Annotated in this window: 23 protein-coding genes and 1 pseudogene; 16 read left to right on the top strand and 8 right to left on the bottom strand. The window is 46.1% G+C overall.

Annotation, left to right across the window (positions count from 1 at the left end; all coding sequences use genetic code 11):
- Nucleotide 1: 1 nt before the first annotated feature.
- A complete protein-coding gene (locus B0187_RS09465; protein WP_078237610.1) occupies nt 2-829 on the bottom strand; it encodes an HI_1241 family integral membrane domain in 828 nt (275 codons plus the stop codon).
- 100 nt (nt 830-929) lie between these two features.
- On the opposite strand from B0187_RS09465, the gene gloA reads away from it, so the two are divergent.
- The 4 genes from gloA to B0187_RS09485 all read left to right on the top strand — a co-directional run bounded on the left by gloA (nt 930) and on the right by B0187_RS09485 (nt 3,148).
- Nucleotides 930-1,334 (top strand): lactoylglutathione lyase, encoded by a 405-nt coding sequence (gene gloA, locus B0187_RS09470; protein WP_078237611.1) that lies wholly within the window; start codon nt 930-932, stop codon nt 1,332-1,334.
- A 3-nt stretch (nt 1,335-1,337) separates the two neighbouring features.
- Nucleotides 1,338-1,988, top strand: a complete 651-nt coding sequence (gene rnt, locus B0187_RS09475; protein ID WP_078237612.1) for a ribonuclease T — start codon at nt 1,338-1,340, stop codon at nt 1,986-1,988.
- A gap of 101 nt (nt 1,989-2,089) precedes the next feature.
- Complete coding sequence (locus tag B0187_RS09480) at nt 2,090-2,755, top strand: Bax inhibitor-1 family protein (RefSeq protein WP_078237613.1); 666 nt, start codon at nt 2,090-2,092, stop codon at nt 2,753-2,755.
- Between the two features lie 27 nt (nt 2,756-2,782).
- A complete protein-coding gene (locus B0187_RS09485; RefSeq protein ID WP_078237614.1) occupies nt 2,783-3,148 on the top strand; it encodes a TusE/DsrC/DsvC family sulfur relay protein in 366 nt (121 codons plus the stop codon).
- An 88-nt stretch (nt 3,149-3,236) separates the two neighbouring features.
- Here B0187_RS09485 and cmoB read toward each other — a convergent pair whose 3' ends face one another.
- The 5 genes from cmoB to rsuA form a co-directional block, all read right to left on the bottom strand.
- A complete protein-coding gene (cmoB, locus tag B0187_RS09490) occupies nt 3,237-4,199 on the bottom strand; it encodes a tRNA 5-methoxyuridine(34)/uridine 5-oxyacetic acid(34) synthase CmoB (RefSeq protein ID WP_078237615.1) in 963 nt (320 codons plus the stop codon).
- Nucleotides 4,200-4,264: 65 nt separating this feature from the next.
- Complete coding sequence (dcd, locus tag B0187_RS09495; protein WP_078237616.1) at nt 4,265-4,849, bottom strand: dCTP deaminase; 585 nt, start codon at nt 4,847-4,849, stop codon at nt 4,265-4,267.
- A 15-nt stretch (nt 4,850-4,864) separates the two neighbouring features.
- Nucleotides 4,865-5,518, bottom strand: a complete 654-nt coding sequence (udk, locus tag B0187_RS09500; RefSeq protein WP_078237617.1) for a uridine kinase — start codon at nt 5,516-5,518, stop codon at nt 4,865-4,867.
- Between the two features lie 530 nt (nt 5,519-6,048).
- Nucleotides 6,049-7,239 (bottom strand): Bcr/CflA family multidrug efflux MFS transporter, encoded by a 1,191-nt coding sequence (locus B0187_RS09510; protein ID WP_078237619.1) that lies wholly within the window; start codon nt 7,237-7,239, stop codon nt 6,049-6,051.
- Complete coding sequence (gene rsuA, locus B0187_RS09515; protein WP_078237620.1) at nt 7,239-7,931, bottom strand: 16S rRNA pseudouridine(516) synthase RsuA; 693 nt, start codon at nt 7,929-7,931, stop codon at nt 7,239-7,241. Before rsuA ends, B0187_RS09510 begins: the two co-directional genes overlap by 1 nt.
- Before the next feature lie 174 nt (nt 7,932-8,105).
- Here rsuA and sodA point away from each other — a divergent pair, with 174 nt between their 5' ends.
- The 6 genes and pseudogenes from sodA (at nt 8,106) to B0187_RS09545 (ending at nt 12,312) form a co-directional block, all read left to right on the top strand.
- Nucleotides 8,106-8,750: a superoxide dismutase [Mn] gene (gene sodA, locus B0187_RS09520; RefSeq protein ID WP_078237621.1), complete on the top strand. Its 645-nt coding sequence runs from the start codon at nt 8,106-8,108 to the stop codon at nt 8,748-8,750.
- 154 nt (nt 8,751-8,904) lie between these two features.
- Nucleotides 8,905-9,692 (top strand): annotated as a pseudogene (locus tag B0187_RS09525) (ABC transporter six-transmembrane domain-containing protein).
- Between the two features lie 133 nt (nt 9,693-9,825).
- Nucleotides 9,826-10,416, top strand: coding sequence for a LemA family protein (locus B0187_RS09530; RefSeq protein WP_078237622.1), 591 nt, complete (start codon nt 9,826-9,828; stop codon nt 10,414-10,416).
- A gap of 44 nt (nt 10,417-10,460) precedes the next feature.
- Nucleotides 10,461-10,916, top strand: a complete 456-nt coding sequence (locus B0187_RS09535) for a TPM domain-containing protein (RefSeq protein WP_078237623.1) — start codon at nt 10,461-10,463, stop codon at nt 10,914-10,916.
- Nucleotides 10,913-11,716, top strand: coding sequence for a TPM domain-containing protein (locus B0187_RS09540; RefSeq protein ID WP_078237624.1), 804 nt, complete (start codon nt 10,913-10,915; stop codon nt 11,714-11,716). The genes B0187_RS09535 and B0187_RS09540 overlap by 4 nt, the downstream gene beginning before the upstream one ends.
- 218 nt (nt 11,717-11,934) lie before the next feature.
- The gene (locus B0187_RS09545; protein ID WP_078237625.1) at nt 11,935-12,312 is read left to right on the top strand and encodes a YacL family protein; all 378 of its coding nucleotides are present in this window, start codon (nt 11,935-11,937) and stop codon (nt 12,310-12,312) included.
- Between the two features lie 43 nt (nt 12,313-12,355).
- Here the strand turns inward: B0187_RS09545 and parE are convergent, their stop codons facing one another.
- Nucleotides 12,356-14,269 (bottom strand): DNA topoisomerase IV subunit B, encoded by a 1,914-nt coding sequence (gene parE / locus B0187_RS09550; RefSeq protein ID WP_078237626.1) that lies wholly within the window; start codon nt 14,267-14,269, stop codon nt 12,356-12,358.
- Between the two features lie 390 nt (nt 14,270-14,659).
- Here parE and pyrG point away from each other — a divergent pair, with 390 nt between their 5' ends.
- Complete coding sequence (pyrG, locus tag B0187_RS09555) at nt 14,660-16,297, top strand: glutamine hydrolyzing CTP synthase (RefSeq protein WP_078237627.1); 1,638 nt, start codon at nt 14,660-14,662, stop codon at nt 16,295-16,297.
- A gap of 341 nt (nt 16,298-16,638) precedes the next feature.
- Here pyrG and B0187_RS09565 read toward each other — a convergent pair whose 3' ends face one another.
- Nucleotides 16,639-17,379: a YdcF family protein gene (locus B0187_RS09565; protein WP_078237629.1), complete on the bottom strand. Its 741-nt coding sequence runs from the start codon at nt 17,377-17,379 to the stop codon at nt 16,639-16,641.
- Nucleotides 17,380-17,466: 87 nt separating this feature from the next.
- Here B0187_RS09565 and B0187_RS09570 point away from each other — a divergent pair, with 87 nt between their 5' ends.
- The 5 genes from B0187_RS09570 (at nt 17,467) to B0187_RS09590 (ending at nt 23,006) form a co-directional block, all read left to right on the top strand.
- Complete coding sequence (locus B0187_RS09570; protein WP_078237630.1) at nt 17,467-18,096, top strand: acetyltransferase; 630 nt, start codon at nt 17,467-17,469, stop codon at nt 18,094-18,096.
- Between the two features lie 9 nt (nt 18,097-18,105).
- Nucleotides 18,106-19,143, top strand: coding sequence for an N-acetylneuraminate synthase (gene neuB / locus B0187_RS09575; protein ID WP_078237631.1), 1,038 nt, complete (start codon nt 18,106-18,108; stop codon nt 19,141-19,143).
- 218 nt (nt 19,144-19,361) lie between these two features.
- Nucleotides 19,362-20,624 carry a cytidylyltransferase domain-containing protein gene (locus tag B0187_RS09580; protein WP_078237632.1) on the top strand — a complete coding sequence of 421 codons (1,263 nt, stop codon included), beginning with the start codon at nt 19,362-19,364 and terminating at the stop codon, nt 20,622-20,624.
- Nucleotides 20,624-21,784, top strand: coding sequence for a UDP-N-acetylglucosamine 2-epimerase (neuC, locus tag B0187_RS09585; protein ID WP_078237633.1), 1,161 nt, complete (start codon nt 20,624-20,626; stop codon nt 21,782-21,784). Before B0187_RS09580 ends, neuC begins: the two co-directional genes overlap by 1 nt.
- 19 nt (nt 21,785-21,803) lie before the next feature.
- Nucleotides 21,804-23,006: a flippase gene (locus B0187_RS09590; protein ID WP_078237634.1), complete on the top strand. Its 1,203-nt coding sequence runs from the start codon at nt 21,804-21,806 to the stop codon at nt 23,004-23,006.
- Nucleotides 23,007-23,049: the final 43 nt, after the last annotated feature.

Raw genomic sequence — 23,049 nt, forward strand, 5'->3', positions numbered from 1 at the left:
GCTAGATAAGGCTAGTGAGCGGATAGCTCATCGCAAGGAATGTGGCTGCGGTCCAAGCGGTCGGATTTTTGATATTTTTGCCCTTGTTACCTATCAGCAACCACGCAAGGCAGGCTAAAATCCCAAACTGCACCGCAAAATTGATCGCAAGGGGTAGCATCGCTACCTCTGCTACACCGCTTTTCATTAGCATATAAAACATTGCGATCAGCCAAGCGTAATTCATCACCAATAATAACAGGGCGATTTTAACGAGCAATTTCAAAAAGCCCTCTAAACGACTTTTGGCGAGCATCAAATACCAACCCGCCAACAGCACACCAAGCAATAGCTGGGCGAAGTTGTTAGCACGCAGCCAGTTGAACAGTGAGGGTAGTTCGATCCAGTAAATGGCGAGATATTGAATCATCGCAATCGCCACGATGCCAAAACCACAATAGATCATCGTTTGGGCGAGTTTTTCTTCATCGGGCAACGCCCAAAACAGGAAAACTAGCATTATTGAGGCAACGCCCACCAACAACATTGGATTATGTTTTGGGGTAAAGCCGACCGAATAGAGAAAATTCCCCACCGCAAACAGGGCGAAGAATTTCAGCACAAACAGTAAACGCCCTCGCTGACCAGGGCAGATTTGCCCTTTCCACAACACAAATAACATCACGAGGCTTGCTGCCAACAGGGCGAGCAGATAGGGCGAAATAAAAATTACCCCTTGCGGTGCAAAGTAAAAATTCAGTGCCATTTGAATAAAGAGCATTAGGCTCATTGGCAATAACGCAAAGGTTGCGATATCGTATTTTTTGTCGGAATCGTGATCGTGTGCCATTGGAATATCGTGTTTAAACGGGAATGAATAGTCGCAAATTATGCCACAAAAATGATTTTATGGCATAATGGCACGCTATTTTTATTCAGAGGAACAGACAATGCGAATTTTACATACAATGTTACGCGTAGGAAATTTAGAACGCTCAATCAAATTTTACACCGAAGTGCTTGGAATGCGTGTGCTACGCACCAGCGAAAATCCAGAGTATAAATACACCCTCGCGTTTTTGGGCTATGCGGACGAAAGCGAAAGTTCCGTGATTGAATTAACCTACAACTGGGGCGTAGAAAGCTACGAATTAGGCACGGCTTACGGACATATTGCGATTGGCGTGGACGACATTTACGCCACCGTGGAAGCCGTTCGCCAAGCGGGCGGAAAAGTAACTCGTGAAGCCGGTCCAGTGTTAGGTGGCAAAACTGTGATCGCCTTTGTGGAAGATCCAGATGGCTACAAAATTGAATTTATTGAGAACAAAGACGCCAAAGCAGCATTGGGTTAAACAATGGCAGAGCAGACAGAAACGCTAGATTACCGCCTCTTAAAAAACCGTTTTCGTGGCTATTTGCCCGTGATTATTGATGTGGAAACCGCGGGCTTGAACGCTCAAACCGATGCGTTATTAGAGTTGGCGGCGATTACGGTCAAAATGGACGAAAATGGCGATTTACAAGCGGATAAAAAATGCCATTTTCATATTCAGCCGTTTGAGGGGGCGAACATCAACCCCGATTCCCTCAAATTTAACGGCATTGATATTGATAACCCCTTGCGTGGGGCGGTGCCAGAAAATGTGGCGATTCCCGAAATGTTCAAAATGGTGCGTCAAGCAATGAAAGAGCAGGGCTGCCAGCGAGCGGTAATCGTGGCACATAATGCAGCCTTTGATCAGAGCTTTGTGCAAGCGGCGGTGAAGCGGATTAACGCTAAGCGAGATCCGTTTCACCCCTTTGCAATGTTTGATACTGCCACCTTGGCGGGCTTTATGTATGGGCAAACGGTGCTAGTCAAAGCGTGCCAAATGGCACAAATTACCTTTGACGGCAAACAGGCTCATTCCGCCTTGTACGACACCGAAAAAACCACCGAGCTATTTTGCACAATGGTGAATCAACTGAAAAAATTAGGCGGTTTCCCACCCCTTGCAAATGGCTAAAAATTAAGCGTAAAAGATTGACATTCACGCTTTTTATGGTTAATTTAAGCCCGAAGTATGGACATATTTCCATACTTTTTTAACGTTTTTAGGAGAATGTGATGCAAAATCGTTTAGCAACTGAATATGCACGTGGCGAATCGCTACTCAGCACCCACAAAGTGCTACGCAATACTTACCTTTTATTGGCAATGACCTTAGCCTTTTCTTCGGTGGTTGCTTTCGTTTCAATGAGCCTTAACTTGCCACGCCTGCCGTGGTGGGGAATGTTAATCGGCTTCTACGGCTTACTGTTCTTAACCAACGCCACCTCAAATAGCGGGTTAGGCATTGTGGGCGTGTTTGCCTTGACAGGGTTCTTAGGCTATTCACTAGGACCTATTCTGAATGCGTATATCGGCAGAGGCTTGGGCGATGTGGTCGGTTTAGCCTTTGGGGCAACCGCAATGGTGTTCTTCGCTTGTTCCGCTTATGTGCTGGTAACCAAAAAAGATATGTCGTTCCTCTCGGGAATGATGATGGCGTTATTTGTAGTGCTACTCGTTGGCGTGATTGCGAATATCTTCCTTGCAATCCCAGCGTTAAGCCTTGCAATGAGTGCCTTGTTTATCCTCTTTTCAAGCGGTGCGATTTTACTCGCCACCAGCAACATTATTCACGGCGGCGAAACCAACTACATTCGTGCTACCGTGGATTTATATGTGTCGCTCTACAACCTATTCGTCAGCTTCTTACAAATCTTTGGCGTATTAGGCAACGATGATTAACCTTAATTAAACCGAAAGTGCCACGAAATGTGGCACTTCTTTTTTGGATGGATGATGAGCCATTTTATTGAATTAAATCAGCAACAATTTGCCACCGATGCCTTCGGCTATCTTGCTAATTTAGCCGATTGGTCGCCCGAACTTGCTGAAAAAATTGCCGAAAAAGAGCAAATTCAGCTCACCGCCGAGCATTGGGAAATTATCTACTTTGTGCGAGAGTTTTACGCTGAATACAAAACCTCGCCCGCGATCCGAATGTTAGTCAAATCCCTCGCCCAAAAATTTGGCGAACAAAAAGGGAACAGCCGCTATTTACAACGTCTCTTCCCAGACGGTCCCGCCAAACAAGCCACCAAAATCGCAGGGTTACCGAAACCGGCAAAATGTTTATAACGAGCAAAAAGAAAGGCACGATGGCGTGCCTTTCGATTTAAATTTTTTTCTGACCGCTTGCAAGGGGGGGGTCCAGAAATTTTGGCGATCAGTTATTCGCCAAAATTACCGCCCGTTTCGGGGCTGGGTAGCCCTCAATAGTTTTGCTGAGATCCTTCGGATCGAGGAAATCGATCAGCGATTCATTTTCCAGCCAGTCGGTTTTGCGTTGCTCTTCGAGGGTGGTAACCGCTTGATCGACACAACGCACATTTTTGAAGCCGACTTTTTCCAGCCAGTTAATCAAGGCAGGCACGGACGGAATAAAATAGACATTTTTCATTTTGGCGTAACGATCCGCAGGCACGAGAACATCGTTCACATCGCCGTCAATCACAAGGGTTTCCAATACCAATTCGCCACCTTTAACCAGCTGATTTTTCAGCTGCGAAAGGTGATCGAGGGGCGATTTGCGATGATAAAGCACCCCCATTGAAAAGACGGTATCAAAGGCGTGTAGCGGTTGCATTTGTTCGATCCCAAGGGGAATCAGGTTGGCTCGGCGGTCGTTATTCAGCAGTTTCCGCACTACCTCAAATTGGCACAAAAACAGCTCGGTCGGGTCAATCCCCACCACCATTTTTGCCCCTTCGCCCACCATTCGCCACATATGGTAGCCGCTGCCGCAGCCCACGTCCAAAATGGTGCGATCTTTCAAGGGGGCAAGGTGGGGCAGAACGCGATCCCATTTGAAATCGGAACGCCATTCGCAATCAATATGCACCCCGTGCAGGTGGTAAGGGCCTTTTCGCCACGGCATTAGCTGTTTGAGATGATAAACCAACCGCTGCATTTCGCCCTCGCTCAACGGCGTATCAAGACGCGCTTCCACCTTGTCGGCGAGGTTAATACAAGCGGTGCGATTCGGCAGAAAATCGACAATCTTCGCCCATTTGGCATAGTCGCCGTGAGCGGATTTTTCCCATTGTTTGAGTTGTAACGGTAAGGTTTCCAGCCACGCAGACAAAGACGAGGTGGCGATCTGTTGATAAAAAGGACGGAAATCGATCATAAATTACTGAATGCAAGGGGTAGGATTTTATGAAATTTCGCAAAATCCCACCCCTTGTAGCTTGGTTAATTATCTTGATTGATACGGCTAGACACCGCACTTTGTTGGTTTTTGTATTTGGCATCGCGGCGAGCGTTGTAAGGGCGAGCGGCAAAGCCACTTAACACCTCAAAACTCAACGCCCCGATCGACATATTCGGGCGTAACGCCAACGGCAATTTGCCTGCGTTGAAAAATTCCAACACGATTTTGCCTTCCCAACCGGGGTCGATACGGTGGGCGGTAACGTGTACCATTAACCCCAAGCGAGCCAACGAAGAACGACCGTCTAACCAGCCCACGATATTGGCGGGCAGTTTGACCGATTCTAAGGTGGTGGCAAGGGCGAGTTCGCCAGGGTGCAGGAAAAAGGCTTCATCATCGTTGATGATAATTTCATCGCTCATTACTTGGTCGAGTTGTGCGGTCATCAGCTCACGCGAGCCACTTAAATCGATGTAGGGGGTGGAATGCTCGCGAAAAATCCGAAACGAATTGCCCAAACGCACATCCACGGTCGCCCCGTTGATTTTTTCGTTGGACGGGCGAGGGTAGATTTCAATTTTGCCCTCGTCTAAATAACGTTCAATATCGGTATCACATAAACGCATAAATCCCCCGTGAGATTATTTTTGTTTTAGAAGTTGCTTGATTTGAGCTTTCAGAATGTTGATCGCAATGCGGTTTTTGCCCCCTTTCGGTACAATCACATCGGCGTATTGTTTTGACGGCTCAATGAATTGCAGGAACATCGGGCGGACGGTTTTGCGATATTGCGAAATCACCGATTCCATTGAACGCCCACGTTCCACCATATCTCGCTGCAAACGGCGGATAAAGCAAATATCCAACGGGGCATCGACGAAAATAGAGACATTGATTTCATTGCGAATCGCTTCGTCAGTGAGCAACAAAATGCCCTCTAAAATGATAATGCGTTTTGGCACGAAACGAGTAACGCTCTTTTTGCGGTTATGCTCGGCGTAATCATATTCAGGAATATCAATCGCCTTGCCCTGTTTGAGGGCTTTGAGGTGTTCCACCAACAAGGCGTGATCCATTGAATTTGGGTGGTCGTAGTTGGTTTTGATCCGCTCTTCCATTGTTAAATGGCTTTGATCGCGGTAATAGGCATCTTCGGAAATGATCCCGATTTCATCTGCCCCTAATTCTTCTTTTAATTCTTTGTAAATGGTTGAGGCGATCAGGCTTTTGCCAGAAGCCGAAGCCCCCGCAATCGCAATCACAATGCAAGATTGATTTTCGGTAATATCAGACATAGTAGCTCGATAGGTAAGAAAAAATTTGGCGGATTATACCCGATTTTTCACGGTATTTCTGCTGTTTGGGGATATTTACTTTTACTTAATTAGGAAAAAATCAAAAATCCTAGCCCTTGTGGGACGCGAGCATCGCGTCCCTACGGTGGCTTATCCAAAATCTTGTGAATCGCCCCCGTACGTAGGGACGCCACGCTGGCGTCCTTTTTTGTAGATATTTCCCATATCTCAAATTATTGCTCGAAAAAATTCCCCGTCATTTTGCGTTGAGCGGTTTCGTCAATTTCAAGGTCAATTTGTACTGTTTGAGCCAGCTTGCTGGCGAGTTTACAAATTGACCGCAGAAATTAGAAACAAGCGAAGCAAAAGCAAAATGTTCGGGGTCGCCTTTCTTTTGGTTACTTTTCTTTGGCGAAGCAAAGAAAAGAAAAGTAACAATCTCAAACAAGGGGTAGGATTTGTGAAAATTTCGCTTTAAGTCATCATTCCACCGAACATGAAATTCCCCAAAATCCCACCCCTTGCACGATTTATTCACTCTCTTTCTGATAACAAAGCCAATAATAAACTACAAAGGCGGTTAGGGTGCAGAGTGCCATTGCGTAAAGCATCGGGCGTTCGCTGGTAATCGCAATATAAGAAAGCCCACCGCCGACTAATGAGCCGATGCCGAAACGCGCTGTGCCAGCCACTGCGTTTGCTGTGCCTGCCATTTGGGGGTAGCGGTCTAAAATGGCGGCTGAGGCGTTGCTGCCAATGGTGGAAATCATTCCCACGTAAAATGGGATCCCTAACGCCATTGACCAAAAGCCAAGTTGGAAGGTGGCGGAAATCGCGAGCCAAATGCCCGCCAGAAGTTGGATCAACAAACCAAATCGCAACATTTTTTCCGAGCCGTAAACGCTGATTAAACGCCCGTTGATCGCCGTCATCGTTACCATTACCAAAATGTTCATAATGAAGAAGTAGCCGAAATTCTCTTGCGATACGCCATAAAGCCCGATATAGACGATTGAGCCTGAGGTAAGGAAACAGAACATTCCTGCGAAACTTAATCCGCCGATCAGCACATAGCCGAGGGTGGCTTTGTGGGAAAGTAATTCGCCGAAATTTTTCAGCACCTTGCCAAAACTGAGGGGAAGTCGCTTTTCTTTGGCGAGGGTTTCGGGGATTTTCCAACTGATTAGCACCGCACAAAGCCCGCCCATTAGCACAAGGGCGTAGAAAATGGCGTGCCAGTGAAACCATTTGGCGAGGTGTCCGCCCACAATCGGGGCGACAAGCGGTGCGATCATTGAAATGATCATAATCATCGACATCATTTGGGCGAAGCGGTTGCGGTCGAACAGATCTCGCACCAATGCCCCTAACACCACCGCAGGGGCAGCCCCGCAAATGCCTTGAATGAGGCGTAGAACGTAGAAATTTTCAATGTTCATCACGGTGGTCAAGAAAAATGCCGCCACCGCCGAGCCAACTAGCCCGATTAAAATCACGGGTTTGCGTCCGAAGCTATCGGCAATCGGGCCCCACGCCAACTGCCCCACCGCAAAGCCTAGGGTAAAAATCGCCAAAGTCGCTTGTACGCTCTCTTGGCTGACGTTGAGATCTTTGGCGATATCCAAAAAAGAGGGCAGATACATATCAATCGCCAAGGGCGGCAACATCGCCAAAATGCCTAAGATAATGATAAAACTCGGTTTAAATTTTGTTTCGCTCATCAGAAATTTTTGACCTCATCTTCGGTGAGCGGACGAAACTCGCCCTCGCCCAAACTTTCATCAAGCACCACATCGCCAATCCGCCAGCGGTGCAACGCCACCACTTTATTGCCTAACGCCGCAAACATCCGCTTGACTTGATGATAACGCCCCTCGCTAATGGTTAAATTGACGTTGTAATCGTCCAAAATTTCAAGGGTGGCGGGCAGGGTTGGCTCGCGTTCGCCGCGTAATAAAATCCCCTCGGCAAATTTTTCTGCGTAAAAATCTTCCACGGGATCAGCAAGGGTAACGAGGTAGGTTTTCTCGCAATGATGTTTGGGCGAAGTAATGCGGTGCGACCATTGCCCGTCATCGGTGAGCAGCACCAAGCCCGTGGTGTCCACGTCCAGCCGCCCTGCACAATGCAATTTGCTCATCAGTGGATAATCGAAAAATTGAAAGACGGTTGGATAATCGCCGTCATCGTGCGAGCAAACGTAGCCTTGTGGCTTGTAGAGCATAAAATACTGCCCCTCGTCTAACCACGCCAACGGCTCGCCCTCGTAGCAAATCTGATCTTCGGGGGAAATTTTGCACGCCCCGTTTTTTTCCACCTCGCCATTGACGGTAACCACCCCACTTTTGAGGATTTTGCCCGCTTGCGAACGGGTTAAGCCCGTATTTTCGGCAATAAATTTATCTAAACGCATAGGATTTCATTCTTCAAAAAAAGTGGGGCATTATACCCCCAAACTGAGTAGGGCGGTGCAGAAATTTTAATTGCATTTTTTTTGATTTAGATTAAAGAAATGATGATTTTTATCCGCTTTTTTGCTATATTTGCCCCGTTTTTAACCCGTCATTTCTAATAAGAGGAAATAAAAATGGCTTACACACTACCAGAACTCGGCTATGCTTATGACGCATTAGAGCCACATTTCGACAAAGCGACAATGGAAATCCACCATTCTAAGCACCACCAAGCCTACATCAACAACGCCAATGCCGCGTTAGAAGCTCATCCAGAATTATTCGAGCTTTGCCCTGCCACTTTAATCAAAAATTTAGACAAAGTGCCAGCGGAAAAACGCACCGCAGTACGCAACAACGTGGGCGGACACGTGAATCACTCTTTCTTCTGGAAAGGCTTAAAAACTGGCACAACCTTAGGCGGTGCATTGAAAGACGCTATCGTGCGTGATTTCGGCTCAGTGGAAAACTTCCAAGCAGAATTTGAAAAAGCGGCAACCACCCGTTTCGGTTCAGGCTGGGCGTGGTTAGTATTAGAAAACGGCAAATTAGCCGTGGTTTCAACCGCTAACCAAGATTCCCCACTAATGGGCAAAGAAGTAGCAGGCGTATCAGGCTACCCAATCATCGGCTTAGACGTGTGGGAACACGCCTACTACCTCAACTACCAAAACCGCCGCCCAGACTACATCAAAGCGTTCTGGAACGTGGTAAACTGGGACGAAGCCAGCCGCCGTTTTGAACAACAACCAGCAACTTGCGGTTGTGGTGGTAAATAATCCGTTCTAACCCAAAAACAAGCGGGCAGATTCACGAAAATTTCGTGAATCTGCCCTCTTTATTTAGGGGAGCAAATTTTTCAAAAATCCATCCCTTGCAATCCCCAAAAACCTCGCTATGATCGCCCTTTCTTTTTGATTTATGGAAAGCAAAATGTCAGAACAAATCCCTTTTGAACAACCCTCATTATTTAAAACGCTGAAACAAATTAGCCTCAAACATCGCAAAAAATTGCTGGCGACTTTTGCGTTGGTGGCGGCGGAAAATATTTTGTTGCTGGTTTATCCTGTGATTGCCAGTTTTGCCGTCAATGCAGTGATTGAGGGCAATTTGTGGTTGGCGTTGAGTTACGCTTTGCTGGTGCTGATTATTTGGCTGGTCGGCTCAATGCGGCGGGCGGTAGACACCCGTGCTTTCGCTCGCATTTACGCTGATCTTGCAGTGCCTGTCATTCTCGACCAACGCCTCAAAGGTTCAACCTCAACGGCGGCGGCTCGGCGATAATGTTGCTCACGATTGAATTTTGGTCGGGCGTGGTGGCGGTGGCGATTTTTATCGTGTTTGGCTTTTTGTTGCCGAAATATGTGCAAACCAACGACAGCCTTTACTTCAAACTCAACAATCGCCTTGAAAAAGAGGTAGACGTGATCGAACGTGCCAAAAATCAAGAGCTGTTCAAGCATTACGATTTGCTCTCGCAACTGCGGATCAAAATTTCCAACCGAGAAGCATTCGGCTTTCTGGCAGTAGGCGTGGCAATGTGCCTGCTGTTCGGCGTTACCCTCAGCGTTTTAACCCTCAACGGCTACGGCAGTGCAGGGCATATTTACGCCGTGATCACCTATATGTGGACATTCGGTTTCAGCCTTGATGACGCCCCTCGCCTTGTAGAAGAATTTTCTAAACTTAAAGACATTGGGCAGCGGGTGAATGTGAAATAGCAAGGGGTAGGATATGGAAAAATTTTGTGAAATCCCACCCCTTGCCACCGCTTTTTATAAAATCTTCGTGCGTTACAAGCGATTTCCGCTTAAAATTCGTATCTTTCAACCCTCAATTAAGGAACTTTGATTTATGAAAAAATGGTTAGTGATTGCGATTATTGCCGTGGTGGCGATTTTCGGCGGTATTACGTTAAAAAATAGCTACAACGAGTTAGTGAAAGCGGAAGAGGACATCAATTCCGTGTGGGCGAATGTGGAATCGGCGTATCAACGCCGTGCGGATTTAATTCCAAACCTTGTTAATACGGTAAAAGGTCAGGCGAACTTTGAGAAAGAGACGCTCACTTCGGTAATGGAAGCCCGTGCCAAAGCAACGCAAACCACGATTGACCCGAGCAACGCCACCGAAGAAGAGATGGCGAAATTCCAACAGGCTCAACAAGGGGTTAATTCGGCTCTCGCTCGTTTATTGGTGTCGGTGGAAAAATACCCAGAGTTGAAAGCTCACGAGGGCTTTTTGAATTTGCAAGCTCAACTGGAAGGCACGGAAAACCGCATTAACGTGGAACGCAACATTTTCAACGGGGCGGTGAAAGAGTACAACAAGCAAGTGCGTCAATTCCCAACGTCGTTGGCGGCAAAAATTCTTGGCTTCAAAGCGAAACCACAATTTAAAGCGGACGCTGGCGCTGAAAAAGCACCAACGGTAAACTTTAACTAAGATCGAATGGATAGTGTTACCACTATCCATATTTCGAGGGATTTATGGGATTATTCGATTTCCTATCTCGCAAATTGCCTGTCGATACCAAGCAGATCGAGCAGGCGATTGCCCATTTGGAACAGCAAACTTCGGCGGAATTACGCGTAGTGGTGGAACGCAAAGCCAAAAATTCGGCGAATCTCACCGCTTTACAGCGTGCCGAGCAGCTTTTTGATGAACTTAAAATGCGAGAAACCGCTGAACGCAACGGGGTGCTGATTTATCTTTCGTTCAAACCGCACTATGTGGCGGTGGTGGGCGATGAGGGGATTCATCAAAAAGTGGGCGAGGCGTTTTGGCAATCCGTTTACCAAGCGATGAAAAACCATTGCCAAGCGGGGCAATATACCCAAGCGATCTGCGAGGGGATTAAGCAGGTGGAACAGCAACTTGCGATTTACTTCCCGATTCAGCCTGATGATGTGAATGAATTGCCAAATGAGGTGATCGTCAAATGATCAAAAACCTTGTAAACCGTGTTTGGATTGGACTATTGGCGTTGTTAGTCAGCCTTTCGGCGTGGGCGAATTACCCCGAGCCACCGAATCCGTTCTACTACGTTACCGATTACACCAACACCCTGACCCAAGAAGAGTGGCGAACCCTCGAAAATGCGTTAATCGAAAATCGCTCAAAAACCAGCTCGCAAATTGCGGTGGTGATTGTACCGACCACCAACGGCGAGGAAGTTTCTAGCTATTCGTTCAATTTATTCAATAAATGGGGCATTGGGCGGAAAAAAGAGAACAACGGCGTGCTGTTGCTAATCGCCAAAAATGATCGCAAACTTTTTATCGCCACGGGGCGAGGCTTAGAGGGTGCGTTGCCCGATGCGATTGCATCAAGCATTATCCGCAATGAAATCCGCCCGTTTTTCCAACAAGGCTTGTATGCTGAGGGCATCGCCAAAGGCTTATCGGCAATTATGGCGGCAATCAACGGCGAATACGCCCCTTACACCAGCTACGGTTTAGACAATGCTCAACCAGAAGAAGAACCCTTTGACGGCTTGTTTTTCTTTATCTTCGCTGGGGTCGTGATTTTCTTAATGTTCCGCCCGCGTGGAGGAAAAGACATTTACATCAGCCCAAGTGCCTTAGATCAACTCGGTCAAATAGCCCGCCAATCCCGCCGACACGGTGGCTTTGGCGGCGGATTCGGCGGTGGTTTTGGTGGGGGCGGAGGCTTCCGAGGTGGCAGCGGCGACAGCTCCGGCGGCGGCAGCTCTGGCGGCGGCGGTGCAGGGGGAAGTTGGTAGCTTTGCAAGGGGTAGGATTTTAGAAAATTTTGCCCCCTATCCCCTGCTACGCAGGGTACTTCCCCTATAAACGAGGAAATGCCAAAAAGGACGCCAGCGTGGCGTCCCTACCGTAGGGTCGCAATGCTTGCGAGCCAAAGGGGCAAAACTTTCAAAAGCAAGCGGTAGGATTTTAGAAAAATTTCCTTGATCCCCACAATCAAACCCAAGAGGAAAATATGGAATATCAATTTACTCACACAATGCACGGCGTGATGACCAAATGTTCAATGGATCACGAAGCCTTCGCCCGTTGGATCAACACCGAAATCAGCGAAAACCCAATCCAACTCGCCACCATTTTCGAGAAAATCGCCCTCTGCAAAAAATCCACCGCCAGCGATTATGAATGGATTTTTGAGGGCAGAGAATACAGCCTCTACCTCAACGCTGATGAAGTAATGGTAAAGGCAAACCATTTGGAAGATGTCTTCGATGAAGAAAGTTTGGAAGAGGGTTTTAGCTTTTACGACCAAGAAAGCATAGCCTTTTGTGGCTTAGAAGATTTTGAAGCGTTTTTGACCGCTTACCAGAAATTTAGTCAGACTTATCACTAAGTTTAAATTTGCCCCTTAAATTAAGGGGCATTTTATTTTGATTTTAAACACTCAAATCAGCCTGATCGCCTCTGGCTTCTAGCCACGATTTGCGGTCTTTTGAGCGTTTGTCGTTCATTAGCATATCCATTAGCTCAAAGGTGGACACTTCGTCCTCTTGGTCGAGTTCTTCGTTAAAGGTCAGTTGCACCAAACGGCGGGTGTTGGGGTTCATTGTGGTTTCCCGCAGTTGGTCGGCGTTCATTTCGCCTAAGCCTTTAAAGCGTTGCACATCGGGCGTGCCTTTTTTCTTTTTGGCGAGTTGGGCGAGAATGCGATCCTTGTCCGCTTCATCAAGGGCGTAGTGGATTTCATCTTTGCCGAAATCGATCCGATAGAGCGGTGGCATTGCCACATACACTCTGCCCGTTTTGACGAGGGCAGGGAAATGGCGTAGGAACAAGGCACAAAGCAGGGTGGCGATGTGCAAGCCGTCCGAATCCGCATCGGCAAGAATACAGACTTTGCCGTAGCGAATTTGGCTTAAATCATCATTGTCGGGGTCAATCCCCATTGCAATCGCGATGTTATGCACCTCTTCCGAAGAAAGTACCTGTTGAGACGGGTCTCCCCAAGTGTTTTTGATTTTGCCTCGCAACGGCAAAATCGCTTGGAAATCTTTATCGCGAGCTTTTTTCGCCGTGCCGCCTGCGGAATCCCCCTCAACCAAAAATAGTTCGGTGCGGGTGGTGTCTTGCGAGGTGCAGTCGGATAATTTCCCAGGTAATGCTGGCCCGTTTACCACTTTTTTTCGCACCACTTTTTGTTCCGATTCTAACCGCTTTTGGGCGGAACTGATCGCCATTTCAGCGAGCTGTTTGGCGGTGTCGAGGTTTTCGTTCAGCCATAAAATAAAGGTGTCTTTAATGGTGCTTTCCACATAGCCAGAGGCTTGGCGAGAGGATAACCGCTCTTTGGTTTGCCCTGCAAATTGTGGTTCTTGCATTTTTAGGGATAGCACATAACAGCAGTGCGACCACACATCATCGGCGGTTAATTTCACCCCTTTCGGCAGTAATTTTTGGGTGTCGCAAAATTCGTCCATTGCTTTGAACAAGCCCGAACGCAAGCCATTGACGTGGGTGCCGCCCAAGGTGGTTGGAATCAAGTTTACATAACTTTCGCCGAGCTGCACGCCCCCATTTGGTAGCCAACACAACGCCCAGCTTAATGCTTCCGTCTCTTTGGCGATGTTGCCGATAAAAGGCGGATTTGGCAGATAATCGTGTTCGTTAAGGGTTTCGCAGAGGTAGTCGGTTAAACCGTCTTCGTAATACCAACGGTCTTCCGTGCCGTCAATTTGATTGATAAAGTTGATCGTCAATTTCGGGCAGAGAATCGCTTTGGCACGCAATAAATGGCGTAAGCGGCTGACCGAAAATTTTGGCGATTCAAAATAGATAGGATTCGGGTAAAAACGGACGGTCGTCCCCGTTTGCTTTTTCGGGCAAGTGCCGATCACGGTTAATTCTTCGACTTTTTCGCCGTTTTCAAAGGCAATGGTGTAAATTTCGCCGTTGCGTTTTATTTGAATATCCACCCGCTTGGAAAGGGCGTTTACTACCGAAATCCCCACCCCGTGCAAACCGCCCGAAAAGGTGTAGTTTTTGTTGGAAAATTTACCGCCTGCGTGCAGTTTAGTCAGGATCAATTCCACCCCAGACACTTTTTCCGAAGAGTGAATATCCACGGGCATTCCTCGCCCATCATCGATCACTTCGAGAGAATTATCTTTGTGTAAAATCACGTCAATGCGAGTGGCGTAGCCAGACAATGCTTCATCAACGCTGTTGTCGATCACCTCTTGCCCTAAATGGTTCGGGCGAGTGGTGTCGGTGTACATTCCAGGGCGTTTTTGGACAGGCTCTAAGCCTTTTAGAACGGTAATTTCATCGGCATCATAACGTTTGGCAGACATCTGTTGCTCTCTTTCTTTTTGCTGTTCTTCAATGTAAATAAAAACAGTATTCTAACCCTAATTTTGAGCAAAGGCGAAGAAAAAGCATAAATAAAAATTTTTATTTACAAAGGCTTGCGTTTTTTTTTTTTTTTTTACAATGGGTAAGTTTATTTTCGGGAAAGTTTCTGATAGTAAACAATCCAAATACTCTAAAAAAAGAAAAACCCTAGTTTAAGGGCTAAATGCAAATTTAGCCCTTTTTTATTGCTTTTTTCGCCTCGGCAAGCGGTGGGATTTGGCAAAATTTAATAGATGAAAGCGGAATTTTCCTGTAAACTACGCTCCCGTCCTGATGGTTTAACGCCATTTCTGATTTCTTCCATTTCAATCATAAAAAAGGCTATTTCAATGACAACCAATTATATTTTCGTAACAGGCGGTGTGGTTTCTTCTTTGGGGAAAGGGATTGCAGCGGCTTCGCTAGCTTCTTTGCTTGAATCTCGTGGCTTGAAAGTAACGATGATGAAGCTTGACCCTTATATCAATGTTGACCCTGGCACAATGAGTCCAATCCAACACGGCGAAGTGTTCGTAACCGAAGACGGGGCGGAAACTGACCTCGATTTAGGGCATTACGAGCGTTTTATCCGCACCAAAATGACCAAAGCCAACAACTTTACCAGCGGTAAGATTTATTCCGAAGTTTTACGCAAAGAACGCCGTGGCGACTATCTCGGGGCGACCGTGCAAGTAATTCCGCACATCACCAACGAAATTAAAGAGCGTGTAATCGAGGGCGGAAAAGGACACGATGTGGCGATTGTTGAAGTGGGCGGCACGGTCGGCGATATTGAATCCTTGCCATTCTTAGAGGCGTTGCGTCAGCTTGCGGTGCAGGTGGGGCGTGAAAAAACGATTTTTATGCACTTGACCCTCGTGCCTTACATTCCAACCGCAGGCGAAGTGAAAACCAAGCCGACCCAACATTCTGTGAAAGAGTTGCTTTCTATCGGGATTCAGCCCGATGTGTTGGTGTGCCGTTCTGATCGTATGATTCCCGCCAACGAAAAAGCGAAAATCGCCTTGTTCTGTAACGTGCCAGAGCGTGCCGTAATTTCCCTCAAAGATGTGAATTCGATTTACCAAATTCCTGCCTTGTTGAAATCGCAAGGGCTGGACGATTTTATCTGCGACCGTTTCCGTTTAACCTGCAAAGAGGCGGATTTGTCGGAATGGGAACAAGTGCTTTATCAGCAAGCCAACCCAACGGGCGAAGTAACGATTGCAATGGTCGGCAAATATATTGAGTTGCCAGACGCTTACAAATCGGTCAATGAAGCGTTAAAACACGGCGGTTTGAAAAATCGTTTGACCGTGAATATCAAATATGTCGATTCGCAAGATGTGGAAACCAAAGGCGTGGAAGTGCTGAAAGGGGTGGATGCGATCCTCGTGCCAGGGGGCTTCGGCTACCGTGGCGTTGAGGGCAAAATCCGCACCGCACAATATGCCCGTGAGAACAAAATCCCTTACCTCGGCATCTGTTTAGGTATGCAAATCGCCTTGATCGAATACGCACGAAACGTGGCAGGTTTGACCCAAGCCAATTCAAGCGAATTTGACAAAAACTGCCCGCAGCCTGTGGTCGGTTTGATCACCGAATGGCAAGATAGCGAGGGCAACGTGGAAGTGCGTTCAGACGATTCCGACCTTGGCGGCACAATGCGTTTAGGCTCACAAGCCTGTCATTTGGTTGAGGGCAGCCTCGCCCGCCAACTTTACGGGGCGGAAACCATTTACGAACGCCACCGCCACCGCTACGAAGTGAACAACACCTTACTGCCTCAAATCGAAGCCGCAGGCTTGAAAGTAACGGGCTTATCGGCAGATCGTAAATTAGTGGAAATCATCGAAGTGCCAAACCACCCGTGGTTCGTCGCTGCCCAATTCCACCCTGAATTCACCTCAACCCCACGTGATGGACACCCGTTATTTGAGGGCTTTATCAAAGCGGCGAGAGAGTATCAGGCGAGTAAATTGGCGTAAGTAAAAGTGCAAGCGGTAGGATTTGATGAAATTTTCAAAATCTTACCGCTTGCTGATTAAGGGCGGATATAAAATTCGCCCTTACATTTTTAATCCTTGCTCGAATAAAATTCCCCGTCATTTTGCGTTGAGCGGTTTCGTTAATTTCAAGGTCAATTTGTACTGTTTGAGCCTACGCAGTAGGCGAGTTTACAAATTGACCGCAGAAATTAGAAACAAGCGAAACAATAGCAAAATGCTCGGGGTCGCCTTTCTTTTGGTTACTTTTCTTTGGCGAAGCAAAGAAAAGTAACAATCTCAAACAAGGGGTAGGATTTTTGAAATTTCCTCAAATCCTATTTTCATCTCTCTTTCCAATACCCCAACCACTCTTTCAGCGACATCATTACGCTGTCCATCGCCCCTGATTGTGGGATAAAGTACATCAGATTGATATAGCTATCAGGCGTGATGCCAGCCCCTACGCTGGCGGGCAACACTTCAAAACCCTGCTTTTCAAACAGCATTTTGGCTCGTTGCATATGCCATTGGTTGGTTACCAAAATGATTTTGCGAATATTTTGATTGAGCAGCATTTCAGCGGTCAATTCGGCATTTTCTTTGGTGGTTTTGGCTTTTTCTTCCAACCACCTTGGTGTTACGCCGAAAAATTGCTCAAACTCTTTCGCCATTACCCTCGCTTCGGAATTGCCGTTCGGGCTGTTGCCCGTAATCAGCAGCGGTAAGCGGGCCGATTTCTGCAAATACGCGGCATATCGCATTCGTTCAAGGGCGGTGTTGCCAATCGCAATCTTGCCGAAAATTTCTTGGCTATCTCGCATTCCGCCACCTAATACCACAATCGCTTGGGCGGATTGATAATCGGCAAGGGTTAAATTATCGGGCTTGACGAGGGAATCGCTGAGTTTTGTCGCAAGAAAAGGGGTGCTGAAAAGGTACAAAATCCCAATCCCCAACACCGCACAAAAACGGCTCAATTTTTTGTAATGCCAACGGGCGAGTAGTAGCGAAATCATCCATAGCACCGCTACGTTAAAGGGCGGCAGCACAATGGCGGTTAAAATTTTGCTCAGAACAAACATTGTTGATTCCATTTGATAAAAAGTTTGCGTATTTTCTACGATTTATTGCTAGAATGCACACCTTATTTTGCTATTGAAAAATAGATTATGAAGAAGAAACTTGTGCTTATCGGGGCGGGGGGCTACGCCAAATCTGTGCTGGATTCCGTTGATGAAGAACAGTACGAATTTTGCGGTTTTATTGATAGCTTCAAACCCTTAGGCAGTGAGCATTTGGGCTATCCGATTTTGGCTTGCACCGTGCAAGAATTTGCCGAGCGGGATCAATACTGCTTTTTTATTAGTATCGGCAATAATGCCTATCGCACGGAAAAATTCCTCGCTTTGCAGCAGCTTGGTTGCGAAGTGGTTAATGTTATCGACAAAACCGCCTTGGTGTCTCGCCATTCTCGTTTGGGAACGGGGGTTTTTGTCGGCAAAATGGCGATTATTAACAGCGGGGTAACGGTGGGGGATAATGTGATTATCAACACCAAAGCCTTGATCGAACACGGTTGCCACATCGGCAGCCATTGCAATATCTCAACCAACACCACCCTCAACGGCGATGTGATTGTGGAAGATTATGCTTTCGTGGGCAGTTCTTCGGTGGTAAACGGGCAGCTTCGCGTTGGCGAAAATGCAATGGTTGGCTCGGGGGCGGTGGTGATTCGCAATGTTGAACCTCGCACGGTGGTGGCAGGCGTGCCTGCAAAATTTATCAAAACCTATCAATAAGGAAAGCAAATGAGTAAAGTATTTATCGTGGCGGAAATCGGCTGTAACCATAACGGCGATCCAGCCCTTGCCAAGAAAATGGTGGACGTTGCCAAAGAATGTGGGGTGGACGCCGTGAAATTCCAAACCTTTAAAGCGGATAAATTGATTTCAAAATATGCCCCAAAAGCAGAATATCAAAAAGTAACCACTGGCACGGCGGATTCTCAGTTGGAAATGACCCGCAAACTTGAATTGCCTTACGATGAATTTGTGAAATTAGAGGCTTACGCTCGCTCACTCGGTTTGGAAGTGTTTTCTACCCCGTTTGATTTTGAGTCGATTGATTTCCTCGCCAGCCAACAGCAAAAAGTGTGGAAAATTCCCTCTGGCGAATTAACCAATTTACCTTATTTGGAAAAAATCGCCCGTTTGCCGATTGAGGGCAAAACCATTGTGATTTCAACGGGAATGGCGACCATTGAAGAAACCAAAGCCTCGCTGAAAGTGTTGGAAGATAACGGAATGGCGAAAAAAGATATTACGATTTTGCACTGCAACACCGAATATCCAACCCCTTACGAAGATGTGAACCTCAACGCATTCCACCAACTAAAAGAAGTGTTTGGCGAATATAGCCTCGGTTTTTCCGACCATTCCGCAGGTTATTTTGCAGGTTTGGCAGCCGTGCCTTACGGCATTACCTTTATCGAAAAACATTTTACCCTCGATAAAAACTTTGAAGGTCCAGACCACAAAGCCTCTGTTACCCCAGAGGAATTAAAATTATTGTGCGAAGGGATTCGTGCCGTGGAAAAATCATTGGGTTCATCGGAAAAATTAGTTACCCAATCGGAAGCGAAAAACAAAATCGTGGCACGTAAATCGATTATCGCCAGCCGCCCAATCAAAAAAGGCGAAGTGTTTACCGTGGACAACATCACCACCAAACGCCCAGGTAACGGCATCAGCCCGATGTTCTGGTATGAAGTATTAGGCAAAACTGCCGAGCAAGATTTTGAAGAAGATCAACTGATCCAAGATTCTCGCTTTGCCAATCAGCAATAACAAGCGGTAGGATTTTCAAAATTTTTGCCCTCTCCCTGATTTTTCTTCTGAACGAAGAAAAATCTGTCCCTCTCCCATAAATGGGCGAGGGTGTAAAGCCGAATTAAGAATAAAAAACTCTCTCCCACTTGTGGGAGAGAGACAGCGAAAAATGCGTTCAGCATTTTTTGCAGAGAGAGGGGAAATCCACCCTTACAATTAAGAAGTTAATAACACAAATGAAAAAAATCGCAATTATCACCGCCCGTGCAGGCTCAAAAGGTTTACCGAATAAAAACGTGTTGCTGGTTGAGGGCAAGCCGCTGATGGCTTACTCGATTGAAGCAGCGTTGGAATCGGGCGAGTTTGACAAAATCATCGTCAGCACCGATTCGCAGGAATATATCGATCTGCTTTCCCACTATCCTATTGAATTTATCAAGCGTGCCGAGCATTTGGCGACCGATACCACCAGCTCGTTTGCCGTGATTGAAGATGTGTTACAGCAATATCAAGGGGTGGATTTCGATTATTTTGTGTTATTGCAACCGACCTCGCCGTTGCGAAATGGTCAGCATATTCGTGAGGCGTGCCAAAAATTTGAGCAACATTTTACGCAGTTTGATTTTTTGGTTTCGGTGTCGGACGCTCACAAGCCAACCACCCTCACTCGCCAAATTGACGGCGATGAAAGTTTGAAAAATTTCCAGTTGGATTATTCCAACTACGCCCGTCAGCAATATCACCCAGAATATTCGCCGAACGGGGCAATTTTTTGTGCGAAACCGACCGCTTACCTCGTCCAAAAACATTTCTACGGCGAAAAATCCCTCGCTTATTTTATGGATAAAGCAGTGTCGATTGACATTGATGATCGCAACGATTTCGAGTATTTCTACTTTGTAATGCAGCAACGCAACCGTATTCAAACAATGCTCAATACGATTAAACAACGCATTGAATATAAAAAACCGCAATTTAACCTTGCGAAACCGATCACCCTGATTGGACATTCGATTTTGGATCAATGGCAGATTGAGACCTTGAACGGACAAGCGGTCAATAACTTAGGATTTTCGGGGATTGCCACCAAAGAGTATTTCGATCTGATTTTGGATCAAGGCTTGATCCAACAGCTCGGCGAGCAAGTGGTGCTAATGCTCGGCGTGAATGATTTCACTCGCTCAAATTGGACTTTCGAGCAAATTCGAGCCGATTTACAGCAAGTTATCGACAAAATTCTGCAAATTCGTGCAGATTGCCAAATTTTCTTTTTGGAAGTTACCCCGTCCGCATTCCGTGTTAATTTGAATAACGCAGAAATTCGTGAGTTAAATCAATTACTTAAACAAAAGCTCACTAATGTGAAATGGGTGGATTTAGACGAAGCATTTAGCGACAAATATGGCAAATTGGATCTCGCCCTAAGCCACGATGGCTTGCATTTCAACGCCAAAGGTTACGAAAAATTGGCGGCGATTTTGGAAAAGGAATTAGCCTAATGAAAAAAATTGCATATATTACAGGCTCGCGGGCGGAATATGGCATCGTCAAACGCCTTTTAAAACGCTTTGTTGATGATTCCGAATTAGAATTTTCGCTAGTGGTAACCGCAATGCACCTCGATCCGCAATATGGCAACACGGTGCAAATCATTGAGCAAGACGGTTTTGAGATCGCCGAGCGGATTCCGCTGACCCTCAATAGCGAAAATAACCAAACTATTATTCACTCAATGGCGGAATGTTTGGATCGTTTTGGCGAGCATTTTCAACGTAACCGTTACGATGCGGTGATTATTTTGGGCGACCGCTACGAAATGCTGGCGGTGGCAACGGCGGCGGCGATGCACAATTTGCCGATTGTTCACTTGCACGGCGGCGAACAGACCTTGGGCAATTATGATGAATTTATCCGCCACGCCATTACTAAAATGAGCAAATTGCACCTCACTGCTACGGAAGAATATCGCCAACGGGTGATCCAAATGGGCGAGTTTCCGCAGAGCGTGCATAATGTGGGATCGCTCGGGGCGGAAAATGGGCTAAGTTTGAGTTTGCCGAGCAAGGCGGAATTGGTGGAAACCCTTGCGATTCCGCAAAGTCCTTACTTTATGGTGGTGTTCCACCCCGAAACTTTGACCGAACAGCCTGTTTTGGCACAAGTGAATGCACTCTTGGCGGCGTTAGATCAATTTAAAGATCGTTATCAATTTGTGTTTATCGGTTCAAATTCCGATACCAGTTCCGATCAGATTTTTAAACGCTTTAAGCAATACACCGAGCAAAATGGCTTCTGCTTTTTCACTTCGGTCAAGCCAGAACAGTATTTGTCTTTGATTAAACATTCGCAGGGCTTGATCGGCAACAGTTCATCGGGTTTATTGGAAGCCCCGTCATTCAAAGTCGGCACGCTCAATATCGGCAACCGCCAGCAGGGTAGAACTCGTGGCGAAACGGTGATTGATGTGGAAACATCGAGTGAAGCCATTGTGCAGGGCATTAAAAAATTACTTTCGGCAGATTTCCAACAACGCTTGCCAACGATGGGCAACCCGTATTATCAAGAAAATGCAATGGAAAAAGCCTACGCAGCGATTAAACAGTTTTTGAATGATCCGAATAAAGATCAGCCAAAAGCCTTTTACGATCAAGCGGTCTGATTTTTGAAAATTTTTAACGATGAAAGCGATAAAAGATAGCGTGATTTACCTCGGTGGGGAATTGTTATCCAAATCAATTCCTTTCCTAATGTTGCCCTATTTATCCCGAAAATTAGGGGTGGCAGGCTATGGGGAACTCTCTTACTACCAAACTTTTCTTGCCCTGTTTGTGATTATTGTCGGGCTAAGCCAAGAGGGGGCGGTGGCTCGCTATTTCTATTTTTACGGTAAACGCTCGCTCAATTTGATCGTGAATACGGGCTACGCTTACACGGCGGTGGTTGGCTCGTTGATTTTGCTCGGTTGCTGGATTTTCCAAGCGGAAATCATTGCTTATCTAGCCATTTCGGCGATTTTCCAATCCTTTTTGGGCGTGCAACTAAGCGTTCGCCAATGCCAAAAACAGGCAATTCCCTATGCGGTCATTCAACTATTATTGAGCCTATTTTCGGTGGCAATTACCGTCCTAATGTTGGAATTTTACCAAACGGATTTAGTCGAAAAGCGAATTTTAGCGATTTTATTCAGTAATTTAATTGTATTTAGTATCGCTTATTTTTTATATAGCCGAAAATTACCGAAGAAAAAAAGTTATTCGATTAAACAATATAAAACCAGCCTGTTTTATTTGTTTAGTTTTGGCTTGCCCTTATTATTGCACCACGCCAGCCTTTATTTAAAAGGGCAGTTGGATCGGATTTTTATTTATCACCAATTTAGTGAAATTGATCTCGGTTTATATGCAATGGGGGCACAAATTGCAGCGGTGTTGATGATTTTAATTCAAGCAGTTAATAAGGCGATGATCCCTTATTTATATGAAGGATTAAAAACCAAAAAAATTAGCCGTAATAAAGTTTATCAATGGGCGATTTATGCCCTATTATTTGTGCCGATCCCTGCTTTCATAATGTGGTTAATTCCTGAAAGCGTGGTGGTTTGGCTATTAGGGGAACAGTTTGTCGGTACAAAATACTTTATTGTGCTATTTTTAATTTCTACCACCTTAGCGATTCCTTATTTAGTGTTAGTTAATTATCTGTTCTATTACGGCAAAAATAAATTGATTTCAATCTGCTCGGTCATTTCAACCATTATTTATGTAGTGAGTTTAATGATATTAGCCAATACGCAAATTGATTATGTGCCTTATGCGAGTATCATCGGGGCAATTAGTTTATTGCCAATGCTTTATATAATGACAAGAAAAGTAGGTGAATAAAAATGAATTTAATCATTTGTCATACCCCTTTACAGGTATTGAT

The organism is Haemophilus paracuniculus (assembly GCF_002015115.1).
In the GTDB taxonomy this organism is placed as follows: Bacteria; Pseudomonadota; Gammaproteobacteria; order Enterobacterales; family Pasteurellaceae; genus Haemophilus_E; species Haemophilus_E paracuniculus.